The organism is Kordia sp. (assembly GCF_050633145.1).
In the GTDB taxonomy this organism is placed as follows: Bacteria; Bacteroidota; Bacteroidia; order Flavobacteriales; family Flavobacteriaceae; genus Kordia.
Genome location: NZ_JBOEFY010000003.1, coordinates 63,142 through 80,955 on the forward strand (window position 1 = coordinate 63,142; position 17,814 = coordinate 80,955).

18 protein-coding genes are annotated in these 17,814 nt (G+C 33.0%); 10 read left to right on the forward strand and 8 right to left on the reverse strand.

What is annotated here, in order from left to right; all coding sequences use genetic code 11:
• Positions 1-57 precede the first annotated feature (57 nt).
• Positions 58-681, forward strand: coding sequence for a LysE family translocator (locus tag ACRBBL_RS01850; RefSeq protein WP_431367332.1), 624 nt, complete (start codon positions 58-60; stop codon positions 679-681).
• A 37-nt stretch (positions 682-718) separates the two neighbouring features.
• On the opposite strand, the gene ACRBBL_RS01855 is transcribed toward ACRBBL_RS01850, so the two are convergent.
• A complete protein-coding gene (locus ACRBBL_RS01855) occupies positions 719-913 on the reverse strand; it encodes a hypothetical protein (protein WP_431367333.1) in 195 nt (64 codons plus the stop codon).
• A 142-nt stretch (positions 914-1,055) separates the two neighbouring features.
• Between ACRBBL_RS01855 and ACRBBL_RS01860 the strand changes: the two genes are divergently transcribed.
• Positions 1,056-1,796 carry a hypothetical protein gene (locus ACRBBL_RS01860; protein ID WP_431367334.1) on the forward strand — a complete coding sequence of 247 codons (741 nt, stop codon included), beginning with the start codon at positions 1,056-1,058 and terminating at the stop codon, positions 1,794-1,796.
• A gap of 92 nt (positions 1,797-1,888) precedes the next feature.
• Here the strand turns inward: ACRBBL_RS01860 and ACRBBL_RS01865 are convergent, their stop codons facing one another.
• A complete protein-coding gene (locus ACRBBL_RS01865; RefSeq protein ID WP_431367335.1) occupies positions 1,889-2,059 on the reverse strand; it encodes a hypothetical protein in 171 nt (56 codons plus the stop codon).
• 250 nt (positions 2,060-2,309) lie between these two features.
• On the opposite strand from ACRBBL_RS01865, the gene ACRBBL_RS01870 reads away from it, so the two are divergent.
• A complete protein-coding gene (locus tag ACRBBL_RS01870; protein WP_431367336.1) occupies positions 2,310-3,173 on the forward strand; it encodes a hydroxymethylglutaryl-CoA lyase in 864 nt (287 codons plus the stop codon).
• A 315-nt stretch (positions 3,174-3,488) separates the two neighbouring features.
• A complete protein-coding gene (gene guaB, locus ACRBBL_RS01875) occupies positions 3,489-4,964 on the forward strand; it encodes an IMP dehydrogenase (protein ID WP_431367337.1) in 1,476 nt (491 codons plus the stop codon).
• Positions 4,965-5,163: 199 nt separating this feature from the next.
• Here the strand turns inward: guaB and ACRBBL_RS01880 are convergent, their stop codons facing one another.
• The 4 genes from ACRBBL_RS01880 to ACRBBL_RS01895 all read right to left on the reverse strand — a co-directional run bounded on the left by ACRBBL_RS01880 (position 5,164) and on the right by ACRBBL_RS01895 (position 7,266).
• Positions 5,164-5,361 carry a hypothetical protein gene (locus ACRBBL_RS01880; protein WP_431367338.1) on the reverse strand — a complete coding sequence of 66 codons (198 nt, stop codon included), beginning with the start codon at positions 5,359-5,361 and terminating at the stop codon, positions 5,164-5,166.
• Positions 5,362-5,538: 177 nt separating this feature from the next.
• A complete protein-coding gene (locus ACRBBL_RS01885) occupies positions 5,539-6,060 on the reverse strand; it encodes an OmpH family outer membrane protein (RefSeq protein ID WP_431367339.1) in 522 nt (173 codons plus the stop codon).
• 130 nt (positions 6,061-6,190) lie between these two features.
• A complete protein-coding gene (locus tag ACRBBL_RS01890; RefSeq protein ID WP_431367340.1) occupies positions 6,191-6,427 on the reverse strand; it encodes a hypothetical protein in 237 nt (78 codons plus the stop codon).
• Between the two features lie 101 nt (positions 6,428-6,528).
• On the reverse strand, positions 6,529-7,266 hold the full coding sequence (locus tag ACRBBL_RS01895) for a T9SS type A sorting domain-containing protein (protein WP_431367341.1): 738 nt from the start codon (positions 7,264-7,266) through the stop codon (positions 6,529-6,531).
• A 256-nt stretch (positions 7,267-7,522) separates the two neighbouring features.
• On the opposite strand from ACRBBL_RS01895, the gene ACRBBL_RS01900 reads away from it, so the two are divergent.
• The 6 genes from ACRBBL_RS01900 (at position 7,523) to pabB (ending at position 16,837) form a co-directional block, all read left to right on the forward strand.
• A complete protein-coding gene (locus ACRBBL_RS01900) occupies positions 7,523-9,505 on the forward strand; it encodes a peptidylprolyl isomerase (protein WP_431367342.1) in 1,983 nt (660 codons plus the stop codon).
• 5 nt (positions 9,506-9,510) lie between these two features.
• Complete coding sequence (locus ACRBBL_RS01905; RefSeq protein ID WP_431367343.1) at positions 9,511-10,359, forward strand: peptidyl-prolyl cis-trans isomerase; 849 nt, start codon at positions 9,511-9,513, stop codon at positions 10,357-10,359.
• A gap of 1 nt (position 10,360) precedes the next feature.
• On the forward strand, positions 10,361-11,782 hold the full coding sequence (locus tag ACRBBL_RS01910; protein WP_431367344.1) for a peptidylprolyl isomerase: 1,422 nt from the start codon (positions 10,361-10,363) through the stop codon (positions 11,780-11,782).
• A 7-nt stretch (positions 11,783-11,789) separates the two neighbouring features.
• Positions 11,790-12,743: an AAA family ATPase gene (locus ACRBBL_RS01915; protein ID WP_431367345.1), complete on the forward strand. Its 954-nt coding sequence runs from the start codon at positions 11,790-11,792 to the stop codon at positions 12,741-12,743.
• Positions 12,744-12,991: 248 nt separating this feature from the next.
• Positions 12,992-15,262 (forward strand): aconitate hydratase, encoded by a 2,271-nt coding sequence (locus ACRBBL_RS01920; protein ID WP_431367346.1) that lies wholly within the window; start codon positions 12,992-12,994, stop codon positions 15,260-15,262.
• A gap of 267 nt (positions 15,263-15,529) precedes the next feature.
• Complete coding sequence (gene pabB, locus ACRBBL_RS01925) at positions 15,530-16,837, forward strand: aminodeoxychorismate synthase component I (protein WP_431367347.1); 1,308 nt, start codon at positions 15,530-15,532, stop codon at positions 16,835-16,837.
• Positions 16,838-16,845: 8 nt separating this feature from the next.
• Here the strand turns inward: pabB and ACRBBL_RS01930 are convergent, their stop codons facing one another.
• Positions 16,846-17,013: a hypothetical protein gene (locus ACRBBL_RS01930; RefSeq protein ID WP_431367348.1), complete on the reverse strand. Its 168-nt coding sequence runs from the start codon at positions 17,011-17,013 to the stop codon at positions 16,846-16,848.
• A 134-nt stretch (positions 17,014-17,147) separates the two neighbouring features.
• Positions 17,148-17,561: a hypothetical protein gene (locus tag ACRBBL_RS01935; RefSeq protein WP_431367349.1), complete on the reverse strand. Its 414-nt coding sequence runs from the start codon at positions 17,559-17,561 to the stop codon at positions 17,148-17,150.
• Positions 17,562-17,814: the final 253 nt, after the last annotated feature.

Consider the following 17,814-nt stretch of genomic DNA (forward strand, 5'->3'; position numbering starts at 1 on the left):
AAAAGCAATCTGTTAAAATAAAAAAACATATTTTTATAAGCTCAAAAAATTACTTCATTGAACATAGAAATACTCATAGGATTTATCACTGCAACATCACTCTTGGCAATTTCGCCAGGACCAGATAACATCTATGTGCTTATGCAAAGTATTGTAAACGGGCGCAAATACGGAATTGCTACGGTAGTAGGACTCATAACAGGTTGTATAATTCATACTACGGTCGTTGCATTTGGCGCTGCCACTATATTAAAAGAAAACAAAGATATTTTCTTTGTCATAAAACTACTTGGAGCTTTATATTTAGTGTACTTAGCGTATACGGTATTTAAAAGTTCTGGAGATATTGAATTGGGAAGTGATGCGGTTCCTAAAAAATCCGTTTTTCAACTCTTTAAACAAGGATTTATCATGAATGTGCTAAATCCGAAAGTAACCATTTTCTTCTTGTCATTCTTTCCAGGATTTCTCTTTAGTGATACCATGAGTGAAGTTGTACAATTTTACATTTTGGGAGGACTTTTTATGCTGGTTTCATTTATTATTTTTAGTTCATTTGCTTTACTTGCAGGAACAATTTCTGAAACCATCAAAAAAAATAAAAATATAGGAACATACATGAAATGGTTGCAAATTGTCGTTTTTGTGGGAATTGCAGTGTATATAATGCTTACAGACTAAAAAAGGCGAACCGAAATTCGCCCTTATAAAAATTTAATTAGTCTTTGTCACAACCTAACTTCGTTACGCAGATTAATACGCATGATAAAGTGGTAGGTTTTTGACAAAAAGGAATAATAGTAGTAAGATCACCTATGATAATAGTAGTTCCATCTTCTCCTGCTTTTATTTGATCAAGGTTCGCAATAGATTTTTTGTTCAGCTTCAAGTTTTTTAAATTCTTTTTTTTCATAATCTTTGTTTTAATGAAGTTAATATGACTTAAGTTCTAAAAAAATGAAATACTTTCACAATAGTACTACTCGTATTTTTATAAATACGACTTCATTTTTTAAAGAAGAAAAATGTGTTAAGTATTTTTTAGTTAGTTAATTATGAGTTTTTTTAAACTTTACTGGAAATGGTTTGGGGTGTTTTCGTTAGGATTTCTTCTTGCAACGATTATTGGCACGCAAACGCATGAATTAGGTCATATCGCTGTGGCGGAAAGTCTAGGGTACAAAAGCACGCTTAGTTATGGAAGCATGACCTATAATGTTGAAGGGTTTTATGTGGATGAAGATGTGATTACTTGGCGAAAAATGTTTGAAGAAAACAATGATTACAGTGAGTTTAGTGAAGCTGAAAAATCAAAACTATATACTTTACGTAAAAGGATAGAAGCAAAATTTCCTTTAAATGATAAGCATAGTTTGTATGTAACAATTGGCGGACCTGCACAAACAATTTTAACCTGCTTTATTGGACTATTTATTTTAACATATAGAAGTTCAAACCAACAAGAAAATTTCAAATTTATAGATTGGTTAGCGGTATTTATGTCGCTCTTTATCTTACGGGAAGTATTCAATACTGTGATGGCAACAGGAAGTTACCTAATCAATGGAACTACTAGCTTTAGTGGAGATGAGTTTGATATTTCAAGAATTCTAGGTTTCAACCAATGGACAATTCCGATCATGACAGCTATTCTTGGAGCAATCATAGCAAGTTTTGTCATTTTTATGATTGTTCCCAAAAAATATAGATTCACCTTTATTTTGGCTGGTTTCATGGGAAGTATTAGTGGGTTTGTTTTGTGGTTTTATTATTTAGGACCTTGGTTATTCCTCTAAGAAAAAACCTTGTTTTATTCGAAAAATGATTATTATAAAATGATACTGATTAAAAGAAGCGAATCGAAATTCGCCTCTTTAAAAACTTTTTTTTACTTATCGCAACCTAACTTCGTTACGCAGATTAGTACACATGATAAAGTAGTGAAACAAAAAGGAATAATCGTAGCAGATCCTGCTTCAACTTTTCCACCTTTCATTGAATCCAAGTTAGAAATTGATTCCTTGTTAAGCTTTAAATTTTTTAAATTTCTTTTTTTCATAATAAATTAAGGTTTAATGTTTATAATTATAGTGTTGAAGGTATTAATTAAACATGGGAAATGTAAACAAAGTAACTTATGATTCTTAAATCACGAGTGCTTTTAGAATGCTATATTTGTCTGTATATTGGTGCTTTATGTTTGTTTATGAAAGAATAATTACAGAACTAATTCCTTTCATGTTTTTTTGCAAAATTCAATAAAGAAAAATATTTCCTAAAACGTTTTCGTTGTGTATCTTTGACAATCTATGGAAAACATTAAAATAATAGAATGCCCACGTGATGCCATGCAAGGTATCAAGATGTTTATTCCAACAGAAAAAAAAGTACAATACATTCAGTCATTACTACGTGTTGGCTTTGATACGATCGATTTCGGAAGTTTTGTATCGCCAAAAGCCATTCCGCAAATGGTTGATACTGCCGAAGTATTATCAAAATTAGATTTGTCTACAACAGAAAGTAAACTGCTTGCAATAGTAGCAAACGTTCGTGGGGCAAACGACGCAAGCACGCATCCAGAAATTCAATACTTAGGCTATCCGTTTTCTATCTCAGAAAACTTTCAAATGCGTAATACACACAAAACCATTGCGCAGTCTATAGAAACATTGCAAGAAATCTTAAACATTGCCAATAAAACGAACAAAGAAGTTGTTGCATATCTCTCGATGGGATTTGGAAATCCGTACGGAGATCCTTGGAATGTAGAAATAGTAGGTGAGTGGACGGAAAAATTATCTAACATGGGCGTAAAAATTTTATCGCTTTCAGATACCATAGGTTCTTCTACACCAGAAGTGATAGAATATCTATACTCGAATCTCATTCCAAAATACCCAGAAATTGAGTTTGGTGCACATTTACACACAACGCCAAGTTCATGGCACGAAAAAATAGATGCTGCATACAAAGCAGGTTGCAGGCGTTTTGATGGTGCTATTCAAGGTTTTGGTGGGTGCCCAATGGCAAAAGATGAACTTACTGGGAACATGCCAACAGAAAAAATGGTGTCGTATTTCACAGCTGCAAAAGCAGACGCAAACATTCAAGCCATGAGTTTTGAATCTTCATACAACGAAGCTTCTAAAATCTTCAATTATTATCACTAGTAAATTATGAGCAATAAGTAGTGAGTATTGAGACGTTTCAAATGTCAATTTGAGCGCATTCAAGAACACTTTGATATCTTAGCGCATTCAATCATCACAATAAATTCATTAATTGACAAAAAACAAAACTTATTAGTTTAAGAGTTTTGACTTATAAATAAGTTGAGAGTAAGTGATTTAACCGATAAATTGCAACTCATAACGGTAACAAAGCGATTAAACTTAAAACATTAACAAATTGTTATCTAGTGTAACAAATGGCATTAATTGTGCAAAAAGTAGTATATTCGCGTGCAATTATACTTTAATTGCACCATGACAGCACACAACAACAAAATTCTAGGAGAAGGTTTAACTTATGACGATGTTCTATTAGTCCCAGCGTTTTCCGAAGTACTTCCAAGAGAAGTCAGTATTCAAACAAAATTTACAAGAAACATAACGATCAACGTTCCAATTATTTCGGCAGCGATGGATACGGTTACAGAATCTTCAATGGCAATTGCAATGGCTCGTGAAGGAGGAATCGGAGTTTTACATAAAAACATGACAATTGAGCGACAAGCACAAAAAGTTAGAAAAGTAAAACGTGCTGAGAGCGGAATGATTATCGATCCTGTTACCTTACCATTAACGGCAACTGTAGCCGATGCAAAAGCAAATATGAAAGAGCATAGCATTGGCGGAATTCCTATTGTAGACGAAAATGGAATGCTAAAAGGAATTGTAACAAACAGAGACTTGCGTTTTGAACATAACAATCAACGTCCAATAGTTGAGGTTATGACCAGTGAAAACCTAGTCACTTCTTCGGAAGGAACTTCGTTGAAAGATGCTGAGGCAATTCTACAAAAAAATAAAATTGAAAAGCTTTTAATTGTAGATGATAACTACAAATTAAAAGGACTAATTACATTTAGAGATATTACGAAAGTAACACAAAAACCAATTGCCAATAAAGATTCGTACGGACGTTTGCGTGTGGCAGCTGCTTTAGGAGTTACTGCTGATGCAGTAGATAGAGCAGCAGCTTTAGTAAATGCAGGTGTTGATGCTGTAGTAATTGACACAGCTCACGGACATACCAAAGGTGTTGTAAATGTACTAAAAGATGTAAAAGCAAAATTTCCAAACTTAGATGTAATTGTTGGAAACATTGCAACAGGCGCAGCAGCCAAGTATTTAGTAGAAGCTGGAGCAGATGCTGTAAAAGTAGGAATTGGTCCAGGATCAATCTGTACAACGAGAGTCGTAGCTGGTGTAGGATTTCCTCAATTTTCGGCAGTATTAGAAGTTTCTGCAGCTATAAAAGGTAGTGGAGTTCCTGTCATAGCAGATGGAGGAATTCGATATACAGGAGACATTCCAAAAGCAATTGCAGCAGGAGCAGACTCTGTAATGTTAGGTTCATTATTAGCAGGAACAAAAGAATCACCTGGAGAAACAATCATTTACGAAGGAAGAAAATTCAAATCGTATCGAGGAATGGGTTCTGTGGAAGCAATGAAACAAGGATCTAAAGATCGTTACTTTCAAGATGTAGAAGCAGATATCAAAAAATTAGTTCCAGAAGGAATTGTTGGGCGTGTACCATACAAAGGAAATCTAGACGAAAGCATTCACCAATTTATTGGCGGATTGCGTGCAGGAATGGGCTATTGTGGAGCAAAAGACATTGAAACACTAAAAGAAACAGGTCAATTTGTACGTATTACAGCAAGTGGAATCAATGAAAGTCACCCACATGATGTGGCAATTACAAAAGAAGCACCAAACTATTCAAGAAGATAAATAATAGTATATAAACACTGTAAAAAGGCTGTTAGACATTGAGCGAAGTCGAAATGCAACAGCCTTTTTTCTATACTAAGTATTTCTTAAACTGCTTTTTCAAAAAGCGAAGAAATTGTTATTTTCTTCATGATTAAAAAGTTTTAGTATTTAATTCTTTAAAATTGCGTACTAAACTTATTAGCAGTCCAAAATTTTGTTACACAGGAAGTGTTCCACTACAATTAACAGCGCATCCAATACCTTGGCTACTTATAGATCCGCCACCTTCACAAACTGTTGGGTGGTATGAAGGACATTCTATAGATCCCATACTTCCACCTTTAAGTTGATCACTTTTTAAATTTGAAATAAGTGTTTTTTCAAATTTGAGTGTTTTTACATTCTTTTTTTTCATAATTATATAGTTTTGATTTGAATTAAAGGTATCAAATTATGTACTTTAAAAGAAAAAAATATACTAAAGAAATGACAAAAGCTACCTCAAATTGAGAAATTTGACCTTGAGTTAATTCATAAAAAAAAGCCTTGCATCTATTTAAAATACAAGGCTTTCTAACTTAAAAAGTAAAAATTACTTCTTAGTTTCTATTTTAAGACCGAGTTTTGCTGCGGTTTTTAATGTAATATCGAATTGTGGATCAACATACGCCAATTCATTTCCGTCAAGTGTAAAAACTTGTGTATAATTTTCACTCTTAGAAACTGCTGCAACAGCATCACCTACTTTTTTATACAATGGACGCATCAATTCATCTTGACGTAACTGAACTAACTGTACAGCATTTTGTCTAAACTTCTGAATATCTGCTTCTAATTCGTAAATCTCTTGTTGTTTCTTCTTCTTGTTTTCTGGAGTCATTGTAGCAAAAGCTTTGTTTGCTTCTTCCACTTCCTTTCCGTATGCATCAAGTTTTGACTTCAAATCAGCTTGTAGCTCTTTTTCATACTTTTCCATTCCAGCCTTAACATTTGCAATTTCTGGTAATTTAGAAACAAGAATGTTAATATTTACTGTTCCAACTTTTGTTTGAGCAGTTGCTGTGTACGAACAAAATACAATAGCAATTGTGTAAAGTAAATGTTTAATTTTCATTAGATTAAATTTTTGTTTTTCAAAGTTGGCTAATGTAATGAAAACATCATACCAAAAAAACAAAGTTGTATAAAATTAACGTTTTTTTTGATAAAATTGGACTTAGAAAAGGTTTCACATTTTATAAAAACTACTCTTCAACACGCTGACCTCTATGTGGTTTCAGTTTTTCACGCATAAAAGGAACATCTTCTTCATTAATAATCATAATTGCGCTTGCATGCATTTCTGAAAACTCTATTACTTTAATTGATTCTCCATGAACATTTTCCATTTTAATAAAATCGTTCAAATGAATACAATGATGTTCTGCTGTGCGTTTTCCGGCTGGACCTCTAAAATCCCAAATCAATTTTACTTTTCCCATTCAACTAATTTTATGCAAAAATAATCATCTCACAGAAAAGAAAACACAAAAAAAGCGAATGAATTTCATTCGCTTTAATTAATATATGTTGTTACTAAAAATTACTTCGCTACAATCTTAAATGTTTTTGAAAATGAAGGAGAAGAAATTTTTACGATATAAATATTATTCTTTGGTAAATCTAAATATTTGCTGAATGCTCCGTTAATGACTACATTTTTTAAATCGACTACTTTACGACCAAGTAAATTATAAATCGCAATATTGGTAGTAGTATTGATTCCAGAAATTTCTAGTTTCCCACTATTATATCTTGTCTGTACTTTATTTTGATTACGATCGCCAACACTCAGTGTGGTACTTAAATTAGCATCAACTAAATCGATGTACAAGTCAACAGTTTGGTTATTACCACCGCCACCAAATTGGTTTTGAAATAATAAATTGATTCCTAAAATATTTTCACCTACTAAAGAGGTAAATAATACGGAAGGTATAAAACTAATTTCATACGTATTGCTGGGAGTTGCTGCATTACCGTCTGTTAAGTTCAATACTGGCTGCCAACTTAAATCACTAAAACTTCCAGGAACAGCCTGAAAACTTCCGCTGCTGGTTGTCAATCCTAAATACATATAAATAGAATTTTGATTTTCAGTATAAAAATTATTGATGATGTCTGAGTCTTCAAATCGAATTGTAATTTCATCATTAACAGTAGCTGTGATAGCCGTTTGCGTACTTCCTGCGCCATCATAACCTGTAAAACTTAGTACTTCTTGCGAAAAGCTTACAGTCGTTAGCAACATAAAAAAAAGTAAAAAGTAATTTTTCATCATAAGTTCCGGTTTTAATCAATACAAGTATACTTTAAAAAAAAGGAAAGTTCAAGCTGAAATCTCTTATTTTTTTTATAAAACTCCAATAATTGAGCCAAAAAGTGAAAAAGCATATAATAATAGACTTTGTAATTAGTTGTGTAATATTAACGAATTCTTATTTTTGTCTTTCTCAAAAATGACAGCATATAATTTATAATCATGGATGCTATGATTATAAGTCAAAAAATAAGACAGAAATAAAAATAAAATATAGATGAAAAAAAGTGTTCAATTACTTCTTATCCTTTTAGTAACTTTTACTGGTTTCGGACAATCTAAAAAAGACAAAGTGTTATTTACTATTGAAGGAGAGCCAACGTATGTTTCTGAATTTTCAAGGGTATACAAAAAGAATCTTGATATAATTGATAAGAAAGATCAAAAAGAAATAGAAGAATATTTTGATTTATTTCTTGAATATAAACTAAAGTTAAAAGAAGCGAGAAGTTTAAAGCTTAATGAAAAGGAAGCGTATAAAAAAGAATTGGCTGGGTATCGAAAGCAATTAGCTAGAAACTATTTAACCGACAACAATGCTACTGAGAAATTAGTAAAAGAAGCATATGACCGTTTGCACAAAGAAGTAAAAGCGAGCCATATCTTAATAAAAGTATCGCTTGATGCGGCACCACAAGATACGATTGTTGCGCACGAAAAAATAATGAAACTGCGTAAGTCAATTATGGATGGTGCTGATTTTGGAGAAGTAGCAATGAAAAATTCAGACGATCCATCTGCAAAAGGAAATAAAAACATTCCAGGTAATAAAGGAGATTTAGGATACTTTTCGGCATTCCGTATGGTATATCCTTTTGAATCGGCAGCATTCAATACGAAAGTAGGAGAAATTTCTATGCCAATTCGTACACAATTCGGATACCACATTATTAAAACAGTAGATATTCGTGACAATGTGGGAGAAGTAACAGTAGCACACATTTTATTATTAGATAAAAAAGAAGGAGAAAACAAAGAAGATCCTGCTCAAAAAATAAAAGACATTTATACACAAATTGAAGCTGGTGGCGATTTTGGAAAATTAGCAAAACGTTTTTCAGAAGACAGAAGTTCTGGAGTAAACAATGGAAAATTGCCAAAATTTGGACGTGGTCGTTTGCGTTCAAAAGTTTTTGAAGAAATGGCTTTCTCATTAAAAGAACCAAACGAAATTTCAAAACCATTCAAATCTGAATTCGGATGGCATATTGTTCAATTGGTTTCAAAACATGGAATGAAAAGTTATGAAGAAGAAAAGTCAAGCTTAGAACGTAAAATAAAAAATGACAAAAGAGCAAACGTAATCAATTCATCAATTCTCAAAAAAATAAAAAAACTATATAAAATTGAAGAAAGCGTTACTGCAAGAAAAGATTTTTATGATATAGCTGATGCAAATTTTTTCAGTAAAAACTGGAAAAAACCAACAGACGAAGTATTCCTTAACAAAACATTGTTTCAAGTAAAAGATACAAAAGTAACGTACAACGAATTTGCAACGTATTTACTAAAAACACGTGCACGTACAATGGTTAAAAACCCAGATGCAAAAGGTTTTATTAATCGTTATTATACGGAATTCATGAACGGAAGATTACTATCTTTTTATGAAAGTGATTTAGAAAACATCAATGAAGATTTTGCCGCAATTTATGGAGAATACCGTGATGGTTTATTACTTTTCGATTTAATGGAAACAGAAATTTGGGAAAAAGCAAAAACGGATACTATTGGTTTAGAAAAATTCTTCAATGCCAACAAAGAAAACTATAAATGGAAAGAACGCGTAGAAGCTGTTATTGCATCTTGTACACAAGAAGACGCCGCTAAAAAAACGCAACAACTTTTGAAAGAAGGAAAATCTTTAGATGAAATCAAAGAAGTAATAAACAAAGATAGTAAGGTAAATGTAATTTTTTCTCCAGGTGTATATGAAGAAGGGCACAGAAACTTACCGAAAGACTTCAAATTTGAAAAAGGAGTTTCTAAAATTTTCAATGATGGAAATACAGATTTTACCATTGTAAAGGTGAACGAAATCAATCCAGTGAGCTACAAAGAACTCTCTGAAATTAAAGGAAAAGTGATAAGTGACTACCAAGTATATCTTGAAAAAGAGTGGATAAAGACTTTAAAAGATACCTACAAAATAAAAATCAATAAGCGAACGCATCGTAGACTGAAGAAACTTGTAAAATAATCATATTGAAGAAAATAAGTGTTTTAATAGCAATCTTTTTATGTGTTTCGTGTGAATACTTTCAAACGACCAAAGTTAGCGATCCTATTGCCCGAGTTGGCGAAAGTTATTTGTACAAAAGTGATATAGAACCATTGCTGTCAGATAATATGACTGCTCAAGACAGTACAATTGTTGTCAACAATTATATTGATCGTTGGGCAATGCAAGAACTATTCATTCAACGTGCAAAAATCAATTTACCGCAAGAAAAGCAAGATGCTTATGAAGAATTGGTAGAAGAGTATCGCAACGATTTATACATTGAAGCTTATAAAGAAGCCATTGTAAAACAATCAATTGATACAACTGTAACAGGTTTTGATGAAGCAGCATATTATGCAACCAATAAAGAGAACTTTAAACTCAACGAAGAATTATTAAAACTTCGTTACATAAACATTGCCAAAGACAACTCAAATATTGAAGAAATAACTGAACGTTTTGAACGATTTGATACAGAAGACAAAACGGTATTAGACTCGTTGGCTATTCAATTTAATAACTACTCATTAAATGATTCTATTTGGGTAAAACAGACCCAGGTTTTCAATAAAATTCCTGTCATAACTAACGAAAACAAAGAGAAATACTTAAAAAAATCACAATTTTCTAAAATAGAAGATTCATTAGAAGTATATTTGGTGCGAATTGAAGATAAAATAGGTCGAAATGACATTGCCCCACTAGCGTATATTCGTCCTACTGTTCGACAAATCATTCTCAATAAGCGAAAGCTTGAATATATCAGAAAATTAGAAAAAGACATCACAAAAGATGCAATTAAGCAAAAACAGTTTGAAATCTATAAATAACATGAAGCGAAGTATATATGTACTTATGCTGCTTGTAGCATTTGGAATGCAAGCACAAGAAAAGGAAGATGCAACGATGGTTACTGAAACCATGATGGAAGCGAAAACGCAAGTAAATGACTCTACAAAATCAAATACACAGCGTGTAAAAATTGATGGTGTTTCTGCGGTAGTAGGTGATTTTGTCATCTTAGAATCTGATGTTGATAAATTCTTACTAGACTTAAAACAAAAAGGAGTTTCTTCTGCAGATTTAACAAAATGTGGTCTATTAGGAAAATTAATGGAAGACAAATTGTATGCACACCATGCAATTCAAGATAGTATTGAGGTTTCTCCTGGAGAAATTAGAGATCGTGTAAATCAATCCATAGAATACTTCAGCCAACAAACTGGCGGAATGAAAAACTTATTAAAGTTTTATGCTATGGAAGACGAAGCTGCACTTCGTAAGCGTTTAATGGAAATCACTAAAGTACAATTCTTAACGCAGCGCATGCAATCGAAAGTAGTACGTGATGTAGAAATTACACCAGAAGAAGTACGTCAGTTTTTTGAAGCAATTCCTGTAGATCAGCGCCCAGTAATTGGAGTTGAATTGGAAGTGTCTCAAATTATCATAGCTCCTAAGCCATCTAAAGAAGCAGTTGATAAAGTAATAAAAAAACTAAAAGACATCAAGTCAGAAGTAGAGGCTGGATCAAGTTTTGGAACCAAGGCCATTTTATATTCTAAAGATAGAGCTTCTGGTCGTCAAGGTGGTTTAATGCCTATCAACAAAAGAATGTCTTTAGCTAAAGAATTTAAAGATGTGGCTTTCTCATTGCAACAAGGAGAAATCTCTGATCCGTTTGAAACTGAATTTGGTTGGCATATTGTTATGATAGACAAAGTTCGTGGTCAAGAAAGAGATGTAAGGCATATTTTATTAATTCCTGAAGTATCATCAGATAAACTGGAAGAAGCACGTAAAGAAATAGATACCTTACGTACACGAATTCTTGCCAAAGAGCTAACGTTTGAAGAAGCAGCACGTTCATTCTCTGATGATAAAGAAACACGTAACAACGGTGGGAAATTAATCAACCCAGCTACATTTGACACACGTTTTGAATTAACAAAAATGGATCCTGAGCAATATTCGCAAATTGAACCATTAAAAGGAGATGAAATCTCAATTCCTTTAATTGATGAAACACGTACAGGTCAAAAAAGATTTAAACTACTAAGAGTAACCAATCGTTTCGAAGAACACGTAGCAGACTATTCTAAAGACTACATCAAAATCAAAAGTTTAGCACTCAAAGAAAAACAACTGAAAGAAGTTGGTGAGTGGATCAAAAAAAAGATAAAAGATACTTACATCAATGTAAATTCAGATGCTCGTAAATGTGAATTTCAAAATAATTGGTTAAAAAAATAATAACTCTATGTCAGACGTTGCTGCTATTGAAAACCTTGTAAAAAAGCACAAGGAACTCAAGAATGAAATCTCTAAAATAATTGTTGGTCAAGAAAAAGTAATAGATCAAATATTACTTTCTATATTTTCTGGAGGACATGCTTTATTGATTGGTGTTCCTGGATTAGCAAAAACGTTAATGGTAAACACCATTGCTACGACTTTAGGATTAGACTTTAAACGTATTCAGTTTACGCCAGATTTAATGCCAAGTGACATCTTGGGAAGTGAAATCTTAGATGAATCTCGAAACTTCAAATTCATCAAAGGACCAATCTTTGCAAACATTATTTTGGCAGATGAGATCAACCGTACACCACCAAAAACGCAAGCAGCTTTATTAGAAGCAATGCAAGAACGTGCTGTAACAGTTGCTGGTCACCACTACAAATTAGATTTACCATACTTTGTATTGGCAACACAAAACCCAATTGAGCAAGAAGGAACATATCCGTTACCAGAAGCACAATTAGACCGTTTTATGTTTGCTATTCATTTAACATATCCAACATTCGAAGAAGAAGTACAAGTAGTAAAAGCAACGACTACAGATGTAGAAGCTTCTGTAAAAGCATTATTCAACGCACAAGAAATCATTGCAATTCAAAAATTGATTCGTAAAATTCCTGTAGCAGATAATGTAGTTGAATATGCTGTACGATTGGTGTCTAAAACACGTCCAAAAGAAGCAAGTGCTATCGATATTGTAAAACAATATGTAGATTGGGGAGCAGGACCAAGAGCGTCACAAAACCTAATCTTAGCTGCAAAAGCACATGCAGCAATTAACGGAAAATTTTCTCCAGATATTGAAGATGTGCAAGCAGTAGCTATTGGAATCTTATCGCACAGAGTTATTAGAAATTACAAAGCTGAAGCTGAAGGAATCACGATTGAAAAAATCATTGAAAGTTTATTCTAAATAAAAATTTTAAAGAATATTTTTGTAGATAAATTCTTGTAAAAATATTAGTATCAAAAAAAATAATGCTTCAAATTATGAATTTCGTAATTTGAAGCTTTTTTTTTATTCAATTTTGAATTTAATTCAGTAAAATCGAATATTTGATAAAAATAATGAGCTCAAAATAATGTTATACTGTTGATTTTTAAAAATCAAGATAATTTCGTAATTTCGCTGGACTTTCAAAAACACTAAAAAACGAATATATGGCCTTTGATATTGACATGATAAAAAAGGTTTACGAAACAATAGTGGAACGTGTAGACAAAGCACGCGAAATTACTGGTAAACCATTAACTCTTTCAGAAAAAATACTATACTCACATTTATGGGATGGAACGGCAGACAAAGCGTTTGTTAGAGGAAAAGACTATGTAGATTTTGCTCCAGACCGTATTGCTTGTCAAGATGCAACTGCACAAATGGCATTATTGCAATTTATGCAAGCTGGAAAAAACAAAGTAGCAGTTCCTACAACAGTACACTGTGATCACTTAATTCAAGCAAAAGTTGGTGCAAGTAGCGATTTACAAGCTGCCATGAACAACAGTAGTGAAGTATTTAATTTCTTAGAGTCAGTATCAAACAAATATGGTATCGGATTCTGGAAACCAGGCGCAGGAATTATTCACCAAGTAGTATTAGAAAACTATGCCTTTCCAGGCGGAATGATGATCGGAACAGATTCACATACGGTAAACGCAGGTGGATTAGGAATGGTTGCCATTGGAGTTGGTGGAGCTGACGCTGTTGATGTAATGGCAGGAATGCCTTGGGAATTAAAATTTCCAAAACTAATAGGTGTAAAATTAACTGGAAAAGTATCTGGTTGGGCTGCACCAAAAGACGTAATCTTAAAAGTAGCTGGAATTGTTTCTGCAAAAGGAGGAACTGGAGCTATTGTTGAGTATTTCGGACCTGGAGCTGTATCAATGTCTTGTACAGGAAAAGGAACAATCTGTAACATGGGAGCTGAAATTGGAGCTACAACTTCAACTTTTGGATACGACGAATCTATGGAACGTTATTTACGCGCTACAGACAGAAGTGATGTTGCAGATGCAGCAAACGAAGTAAAAGATTATTTAACAGGAGATGCAGAAGTATATGCAAATCCAGAACAATATTTTGATCAAGTTATTGAAATTAACTTGTCAGAACTTGGCCCATTATTAAATGGACCATTTACGCCAGATTTATCTACGCCAGTTGGAACAGATATGACTGATAGAGCACAAGAAAAAGATTGGCCACTTCAAGTAGAATGGGGATTAATTGGTTCTTGTACAAACTCTTCTTATGAAGATTTATCAAGAGCATCTTCTGTTGCACAACAAGCACTAGACAAAGGATTAAAAATGAAATCTGAGTTAGGAATTAACCCAGGATCAGAACAAGTACGTTACACAGCTGAACGTGATGGAATCCTTGATATATTCGAAAAACTAGACGCAAAAATATTCACAAATGCTTGTGGACCTTGTATTGGACAATGGGCGCGTTACAGTGATCCTAAAAATGCTCCAAAAAACAGCATCGTTCACTCATTCAACAGAAACTTTGCAAAACGTGCGGATGGAAATCCAAATACACACGCATTCGTAGCTTCTCCTGAAATTACTGCAGCAATTGCAATTGCAGGACGTTTAGACTTCAATCCAATGAAAGATACATTGATCAACGAAAATGGAGAAGAAGTAATGTTAGACGAACCAACTGGATGGGAATTGCCTCCAAAAGGTTTTGATGTAAAAGACAATGGATACTTAGCACCAGAAGAAGATGGTTCTCATGTACAAATTAATGTAAGCCCAGATTCTGAGCGTTTAGAGTTACTAACTCCATTTACACCAATTGGTTCAGAAATCAACGGAGCAAAACTATTAATAAAAGCACATGGAAAATGTACAACTGACCATATTTCTATGGCTGGACCTTGGTTACGTTTCCGTGGACACTTAGACAATATCTCTAACAACTGTTTAATTGGAGCAGTAAATGCATACAACATGAAAACTAACTTTGTAAAAAGTCAGTTAGATGGTGAATATGATGCAGTTCCAAAAACAGCACGTGCGTACAAAGCAGCTGGAGTATATACAATTGTAGTTGGAGATCATAACTATGGCGAAGGTTCTTCACGTGAGCATGCAGCAATGGAGCCAAGACACTTAGGTGTTGCCGCTGTAATTGTAAAATCGTTTGCACGTATCCACGAAACAAACCTTAAAAAACAAGGAATGTTAGGGTTAACGTTTGCAACTGAAAGCGATTACGATTTAATTCAAGAAGATGATACATTCAACTTCTTAGACTTAAACGAATTTGCACCAGGAAAACCATTAACAATAGAAGCAGTTCATCCAGATGGAAGCAAAGATGTAATTGTAGCAAACCATACATACAACCAAAGTCAGATTGACTGGTATAATGAAGGTTCTGCCTTAAACTTAATTAAAAAAGAGAACAACGCTTAATTATAAAAAGCAGTTTTTTATCATACAAAAGCTCTAAACTTTAGTTTAGAGCTTTTTTTAAAAATAATTTTAAAGAAAAATATAGGTAGTCTATATACTAAATGACTTACAAGTAACGTTATTGTGTTATAGTATTGCTATTATTTCATTAGAAGAAGCCTTGAGTTGTATATATTCAAGGCTTTTTTATTTATACAGAGAATAAATCTTTTAAAGCGTTGTGTAAATGCTCAAGAATTAAGAAATTAGCAGCTTAAACTTGAATTCTTGAGAGTCACGTTAAAATTTTCCCTAGAAAGTCCACAAAACATTAAACAACAACTGTTGTTATGGAGTCAGCAATATCATGAAGTAGTCTGGCTCGATTCAAATGAGTATCAAACAAATCATAATAATTTTGATGCAATTTTAGCAGTAGACGCATTGACGCTTTTACAAACAGATGTTGTAAACGGTTTTCAAAAACTAGAGGAATATCAAAAAACAACCAACGATTGGATTTTTGGTTATCTATCTTATGATTTAAAAAATGACGTTGAGCACTTAATCTCGCAAAACCATGATGGTTTGGAATTTCCTGAACTATATTTCTTTCAACCTAAAAAAATATTCTTTCTAAAAGGAAATACCTTAGAAGTTCAATATTTACAAATGGTTGATGATGAATTACAAGAAGATGTTTGTGCGATTCTAACAACTAAAATAGATCAAGAAGTATTCACTCATGAAGGTTCAAACAAAGAACATCGTCCCAAAATAAAACTCCGAATTCACAAAGATGAATATCACGAAAAAGTAAACAAATTGCTTGCGCACATTCATCGAGGAGATATTTATGAAGCGAATTTTTGTCAAGAATTCTATGCAGAAAATGCAGAAATTGATCCACTTTCAACTTACACGCATTTAAATCACATCTCAAAACCACCTTTTGCAACCTATATGCGATTGGAAGATAAATACATTCTTTCGGCTTCGCCTGAGCGTTACATAAAAAAGAAAGGGACTAAAATCATTTCGCAGCCAATCAAAGGAACTGCAAAACGTTCTGAAGATGTTCTTGAAGATCAGCAATTAATAGAAAATCTTCAAAACGACGAAAAGGAACGTGCAGAAAATATCATGATTGTTGATTTGGTTCGAAACGATTTGTCAAAAACAGCCATCAAAGGAAGTGTGCAAGTAGAAGAACTGTGCAAAATTTATACGTTTGATCAAGTACATCAAATGATTTCCACAGTAGTTTCAGAAGTTGCAGAAGACCAAAATCCGATAGAAATACTAAAAACAACCTTTCCAATGGGAAGCATGACAGGTGCACCAAAAATTTCTGCCATGCAAATCATAGAAAACTTGGAAGAAACCAAACGCGGTATTTATTCTGGCGCCATAGGTTACTTTACACCACAAAGCGATTTTGATTTCAATGTTGTTATTCGTTCCATTCTCTACAATAGCACAAAAAAATACGTTTCCTATTCTGTTGGTGGCGCTATTACTGCAAAATCAATTCCTGAGAAAGAATATGAAGAATGTTTAATAAAGGCAAAAGCAATGCGTGAAGTGTTAGAGTAACTTCTTTTTTATTTTGCGATCTGTTTTTCTATACGTTCCAGTCGATCGTTGATCTCTTGAAGTTGGTTAAGAATAAGAATGTGAGTCTTTTTTGCGTCAATTCCTACTGGACTTTGATCACTATGAATCACTTTGGCAATTTCTTGATAGGTTGTAGGATCAATTTCTAACTTCATATTTTTTATTTTAATTAGTTGCGTGTTTAAGCACTTAATTTAGCACATAAAAACCGAATAGGAAATCTAGATGGTGACTGAATTTACCGAAGTGGAATTTTCGCAAGTAGATTGCTAGAACTAGGTAGTTATTTTTACGTATTATTGTGTGATGTCTTTTTATTTATAACTTCGGTTAGTAACATCAATACAAGAATTATTACAAGAGAGAAAATTGATGAAAATGAAAATGCGCCGGCGATATCTTCCTCAAATGGTTCTTTAAAAGACTCTAATAATGCAAATTCTCCAAATCCGTCAAAACCCCACAATGTCAATTCATAGATGAAGAATCCAGCAATTAAAGAGATCAGTTTATTTCGCAAACTGGTTATCCATTTTTTTAATAATAAAACGAGAGTGATCTCAATTCCGAAAACTATCAGTAAGACAATTCCAAGGAAAATGGGCGCCATTCCTATACTTCCGCCTGGCAATGTTGATTGACTAGTCCAAGCATTAAAAAAAATCATTGTCAAAATTGGGTAAATCAGACAATAAATTACCATTTCGTATTTTTTCAGATTGAATATTTCAAACATTGCATAACATACTACGTATAACTGGAATTCCTGTTATTTCTCTTAATAACTAAATCTTTTCTATTATTAAAAATTTAACTACTGATAAAACTATATAATTCTTACGAAAAATCAAAACCGTCAACTAGTTTAGCATCTACTTTATTCCATTTGCACGATTCAGAAAAGTCTTTTGAGGTTTAAATACTCAATTTCGACATTGAAATAATATGTAAAAAGA

Coding starts and splice junctions, on each gene's coding strand:
- ACRBBL_RS01910 (WP_431367344.1), top strand. CDS start 10,361: ATGAAGCGAAGTATATATGTACTTATGCTGCTTGTAGCATTTGGAATG.
- ACRBBL_RS01885 (WP_431367339.1), bottom strand. CDS start 6,060: ATGAAAATTAAACATTTACTTTACACAATTGCTATTGTATTTTGTTCG.
- ACRBBL_RS01865 (WP_431367335.1), bottom strand. CDS start 2,059: ATGAAAAAAAGAAATTTAAAAAATTTAAAGCTTAACAAGGAATCAATT.
- ACRBBL_RS01915 (WP_431367345.1), top strand. CDS start 11,790: ATGTCAGACGTTGCTGCTATTGAAAACCTTGTAAAAAAGCACAAGGAA.
- ACRBBL_RS01920 (WP_431367346.1), top strand. CDS start 12,992: ATGGCCTTTGATATTGACATGATAAAAAAGGTTTACGAAACAATAGTG.
- ACRBBL_RS01930 (WP_431367348.1), bottom strand. CDS start 17,013: ATGAAGTTAGAAATTGATCCTACAACCTATCAAGAAATTGCCAAAGTG.
- ACRBBL_RS01855 (WP_431367333.1), bottom strand. CDS start 913: ATGAAAAAAAAGAATTTAAAAAACTTGAAGCTGAACAAAAAATCTATT.
- ACRBBL_RS01900 (WP_431367342.1), top strand. CDS start 7,523: ATGAAAAAAAGTGTTCAATTACTTCTTATCCTTTTAGTAACTTTTACT.
- ACRBBL_RS01860 (WP_431367334.1), top strand. CDS start 1,056: ATGAGTTTTTTTAAACTTTACTGGAAATGGTTTGGGGTGTTTTCGTTA.
- guaB (WP_431367337.1), top strand. CDS start 3,489: ATGACAGCACACAACAACAAAATTCTAGGAGAAGGTTTAACTTATGAC.
- ACRBBL_RS01890 (WP_431367340.1), bottom strand. CDS start 6,427: ATGGGAAAAGTAAAATTGATTTGGGATTTTAGAGGTCCAGCCGGAAAA.
- ACRBBL_RS01935 (WP_431367349.1), bottom strand. CDS start 17,561: ATGGTAATTTATTGTCTGATTTACCCAATTTTGACAATGATTTTTTTT.
- ACRBBL_RS01895 (WP_431367341.1), bottom strand. CDS start 7,266: ATGATGAAAAATTACTTTTTACTTTTTTTTATGTTGCTAACGACTGTA.
- ACRBBL_RS01870 (WP_431367336.1), top strand. CDS start 2,310: ATGGAAAACATTAAAATAATAGAATGCCCACGTGATGCCATGCAAGGT.
- ACRBBL_RS01880 (WP_431367338.1), bottom strand. CDS start 5,361: ATGAAAAAAAAGAATGTAAAAACACTCAAATTTGAAAAAACACTTATT.